Annotated in this window: 4 protein-coding genes; all 4 read left to right on the plus strand. The window is 68.1% G+C overall.

Annotation, left to right across the window (positions count from 1 at the left end; all coding sequences use genetic code 11):
* Positions 1 to 119 precede the first annotated feature (119 nt).
* The gene (locus AC1DP0_RS18495) at positions 120 to 1106 is read left to right on the plus strand and encodes an ABC transporter permease (RefSeq protein ID WP_478087283.1); all 987 of its coding nucleotides are present in this window, start codon (positions 120 to 122) and stop codon (positions 1104 to 1106) included.
* A complete protein-coding gene (locus AC1DP0_RS18500) occupies positions 1103 to 2173 on the plus strand; it encodes an ABC transporter ATP-binding protein (protein ID WP_478087285.1) in 1071 nt (356 codons plus the stop codon). The genes AC1DP0_RS18495 and AC1DP0_RS18500 overlap by 4 nt, the downstream gene beginning before the upstream one ends.
* Entirely contained in the window at positions 2170 to 3216 is a 1047-nt protein-coding gene (locus AC1DP0_RS18505) for an ABC transporter ATP-binding protein (RefSeq protein WP_478087287.1), read from the plus strand. Before AC1DP0_RS18500 ends, AC1DP0_RS18505 begins: the two co-directional genes overlap by 4 nt.
* 367 nt (positions 3217 to 3583) lie before the next feature.
* A partial coding sequence (locus tag AC1DP0_RS18510) for an alanine--tRNA ligase-related protein (protein ID WP_478087289.1) occupies positions 3584 to 4472 on the plus strand: 889 nt, incomplete at its 3' end.

Raw genomic sequence — 4472 nt, forward strand, 5'->3', positions numbered from 1 at the left:
TCACGTCGGCCGTGACCGCCCTCCGACCGGTGGCCCGCACCTGCCCCGACAGCCGGGTGGGTGGCCCGGGACTCCCGGGCCACCCACCACCGGCGCCCACCTCGTTTGGAAGGCATTCCGTGCTCACGTACATCCTCAGGCGGTTGGCTCTCGCCCTGAGCGTCATCCTGGCCACCCTCGTCTCGACGTTCCTGATCTTCTTCGCGGGACCGTCGGACCCGGCGCTCGCCATGTGCCCCGAAAGCCACTGCAACGCGCAGCGGCTCGCGGCCATCACGCAGAGTCTCGGGCTCGACAAGCCGCTGGCGCAGCAGTTCTTCGACTACTTCAAGGGCCTGTTCGTCGGGCGCGAGTTCGTCTACGCGGGCGACACGGTCCAGTGCAACGCGCCCTGCCTGGGGTTCTCCTTCGTGACTCGTCGTTCCGTCAACGACGAGCTCTTCTCGCGCTTCCCGAACACCGTGGTCCTGGCGCTGATGGCCGCGGTCGTCTTCCTGGTCATCGGTGTCACGGTCGGGATCTTCGCCGCCGTGCGGCGTGGCTCCTCGACGGACCGCTCGGTCGTCGGCGCCTCGCAGGTTCTGGGGGCCATCCCGTACTACGTCCTTGCGCTCCTCGTCGCGCTCTACCCGGTCATCCTGTGGAACGTCATGCCGCAGTACTCGGCGATGTCGGCGGGAGTCGGTCCCTACTTCATGGGGATGCTCGCGCCGGCCCTGATCCTCGGCTTCGTGACGTCCGCCTCGTATGTGCGCTACACGCGCAACTCGATGATCGAGACGCTGTCGATGGACTACATCCGCACCGCCCGCTCGAAGGGCATCAGTGAGCGCACCGTCCTGTTCAAGCACGGCTTCCGCGCCGCGATGAGCCCGATCGCAACGATCCTGGGCCTCGACATCGCTGCGCTGCTCACGGGCACGCTGATCACCGAGCAGATCTTCGGGGTCGACGGCATCGGCCGTCGTGGCCTCGCCGCGCTCCGGGCCGAGGACCTGCCCGTCATCATGGGGACGGTTCTCATCGGCGCCGTGGTCGTGGTCATCATGAACCTCATCGTCGACATCGCATACTCCTTCATCGACCCGCGAGTGAGGCTTTCGTGACCGTCACCACCAGCCCCATCTCCACCCAGACGGCGGAGGCCCGCAACCCCGGCGACGTCGTCCTCGAGGTCAGCGACCTGTCGGTGGCGTTCCCCACCGAGGAGGGCGTCGTCCGAGCCGTCTCCAACCTGAGCTACCAGGCGCGCCTCGGGCGCACCCTGGCCATCGTCGGTGAGTCCGGCTCCGGCAAGTCCGTGAGCAGCATGGCCGTGCTCGGGCTGCACAACCCGAAGCGCACGCAGATCACCGGCAGCATCAAGCTCGACGGTCTGGAACTCGTCGGGGCCTCGGCGTCCACCTTCCAGGATATCCGCAGCACCAAGGCGGCGATGGTCTTCCAGGACCCGCAGAGCTCGCTGCACCCGTTCCACAAGATCGGCAACCAGATCGCGGAGGCCTACCGCGCCCACCACCAGGTGAGCAAGCAGGTCGCGCAGAAGCGTGCCGTCGAGATGCTCGACCTCGTCGGCATCCCCAACCCGAAGCGCCGGGCCAGCCAGTACCCCCACGAGTTCTCGGGCGGTATGCGCCAGCGCGCCATGATCGCGCTGGGCCTGGTCAACAACCCGAAGCTGCTCATCGCCGACGAGCCGACGACCGCGCTCGACGTCACCGTGCAGGCGCAGATCCTCGACCTCGTCAACGACCTCCAGAAGGAGTTCGGGTCTGCGGTCATCCTCATCACGCACGACCTCGCGGTCGTGGCCGAGACCGCCGACGACATCCTCGTGATGTATGCCGGTCGCGGGGTCGAGAAGGGCGACGCCAAGAGCGTGCTCGCCCAGCCGTCGATGCCCTACACCTACGGCCTGCTCCAGTCGATGCCCTCGCACAGCGAGGACCTCGCCGAGCTCAAGGCCATCAAGGGCGCGCCACCCAGCCTGCTCAACCTGCCGTCGGGCTGCTCGTTCAACCCCCGGTGCGAGTTCAAGACGCAGGTCGAGGGCGACAGGTGCTTCACCGAGCTGCCCGAGTGGCGACCCACCCCGGGGCTGGTCAACCGCGARCTCCGTTGCCACCTCACCGATCCCGTGGCCACGCTGCAGAACGACGAGGGAGTCCGATGAGCGACCAGACCCTGCTCAAGGTCACCGACCTCCAGCGCCACTTCCCCTTCCGCGAGGTCCAGGGCCTCCGGATGGTCCGGGCGACGGTCAAGGCCGTCGACGGCATCAGCTTCAGCATCAAGCAGGGCCAGACGCTCGGCCTCGTCRGGGAGTCGGGGTGTGGCAAGTCGACGACGTCCCGGCTGGTGACGCGTCTCGACGAGCCCACCGGGGGCACGATCGAGTTCGAGGGTCGCGACATCTCGCACCTGAAGGAGCACGAGCTGCGCGGCATCCGTCGTGACGTGCAGATGATCTTCCAGGACCCGTACTCCTCCCTCAACCCGCGCCACACGGTGGGCTCGATCCTGAGCACGCCGCTGCGCGTGCACGGCCTGCACAAGGGCAAGGAGCGGGCCCGGGTGCAGGAGCTGCTCGAGCTCGTGGGCCTCAACCCGGAGCACATCAACCGCTACCCGTCGGAGTTCTCGGGTGGTCAGCGCCAGCGCATCGGCATCGCCCGGGCGCTCGCCGTGGAGCCGAAGCTCATCGTCGCCGACGAGCCGGTCTCGGCCCTCGACGTCTCCATCCAGGCGCAGGTGATGAACCTCCTGGCCAAGCTGCGCAACGAGCTCGACCTCGCTTTCGTCTTCGTCGCCCACGACCTCGGCGTCGTGCGCCACTTCTGCGACCAGGTCGCGGTCATGTACCTCGGCAAGATCGTCGAGTACGGCGACAAGAAGAAGATCTACGAAGCGCCTGAGCACCCGTACACCCAGGCCCTGCTCTCGGCGGCGCCCGACATCAACGTCGCTCGCGGCATCGCCCCCAAGGAGCGCATCCGCCTCGTCGGCGACGTGCCGAGCCCGATCGACCCGCCGAGCGGCTGCCGTTTCCGCACCCGGTGCTGGAAGGCGCAGGACATCTGCGCCACCCAGGAGCCGCCGCTGGTGTCGGCCACCGCTGACGCGTCGACCAGGGCCTTCCGAGAGGGCGGCGTGCACCTGCAGGCGTGCCACTTCCCCGAGGTCAAGACCGACCTCGTCGCCGAGGTCCCGGCCTGACCGCCGGAGCACGTCGCGACAGGTCGTCGTAGCAGGACGACGTATGCCGTTGGGCCGGCTCCCGCACGGGAGCCGGCCCAACGGCATACGCGCGTGGGTGGTCCGGCGTTCGGACGAGGCTCACGAGGTCCGTTAGGGTTGAAGGACCTCGGCGTGAGCGTGCGCCGACGACCGAAGGACGATGAACGTGGCCCAGAAGGGACCCAGGCCGAGCCGTGTCCGCCTGCAGCAGGCGAGGCGAGCTCCCCAGGGGTCAGCCGCGCCCCGTGAGGCGCTGGGCTGACCCCGCCCCGCCTGCCCGCCCGCCCGCCCTCCGCGCTTGGGACGGGCTCCCGCAGACCACACCCGTCGACCCCAAGGACACATCATGGAAACCGCTGAGATCAGGCGTCGCTGGCTCTCGTACTTCGGCAGCCGCGGCCACACCGTCGTGCCGAGCGCGCCGCTCGTGCACGAGGACCCGAACCTGCTGTTCGTCAATGCCGGCATGGTCCCGTTCAAGCCGTACTTCCTCGGTCAGGAGACCCCGCAGTTCTCGCGCGCCACGAGCGTGCAGAAGTGCGTGCGCACCCTCGACATCGAGGAGGTCGGCAAGACGACCCGCCACGGCACCTTCTTCCAGATGAACGGCAACTTCAGCTTCGGCGACTACTTCAAGGAAGGCGCCATCCAGCTCGCCTGGGAGCTGATCACGCGCAGCCAGTCCGAGGGAGGACTCGGCTTCGACGAGAAGGACCTCTACGCGTCCGTCTACCACGAGGACGACGAGGCGATCGCGATCTGGAAGAAGGTCGCGGGCCTGTCCGACGACCGCATCGTCCGGCTCGGGCGCAAGGACAACTACTGGAACATGGGCGTCGCCGGCCCCGGCGGCCCCTGCTCCGAGATCCTGCTCGACCGGGGCCRCGAGTTCGGCGCCGACGGCGACTGGGAGGCGGGCGACCGCTACCTCGAGTTCTGGAACCTCGTCTTCATGCAGTACGAGCTCGAGAACGTCCGGTCCAAGGAGGACTTCGACATCGTCGGAGACCTGCCCAAGCGCAACATCGACACCGGCATGGGGCTCGAGCGCGTCGCGTTCCTGCTCCAGGGCGTCGACAACATCTACGAGACCGACGAGGTCTTCCCGGTCATCGCGGCCGCGGAGGACCTGAGTGGTCGACGCTACGGCTCCGACCACGAGGACGACGTCCGCTTCCGTGTGGTCGCGGACCACGTCCGCTCCTCGCTCATGCTCATCGGCGACGGTGTCACTC

Source organism: Terrabacter sp. P5_B1 (genome assembly GCF_056400505.1).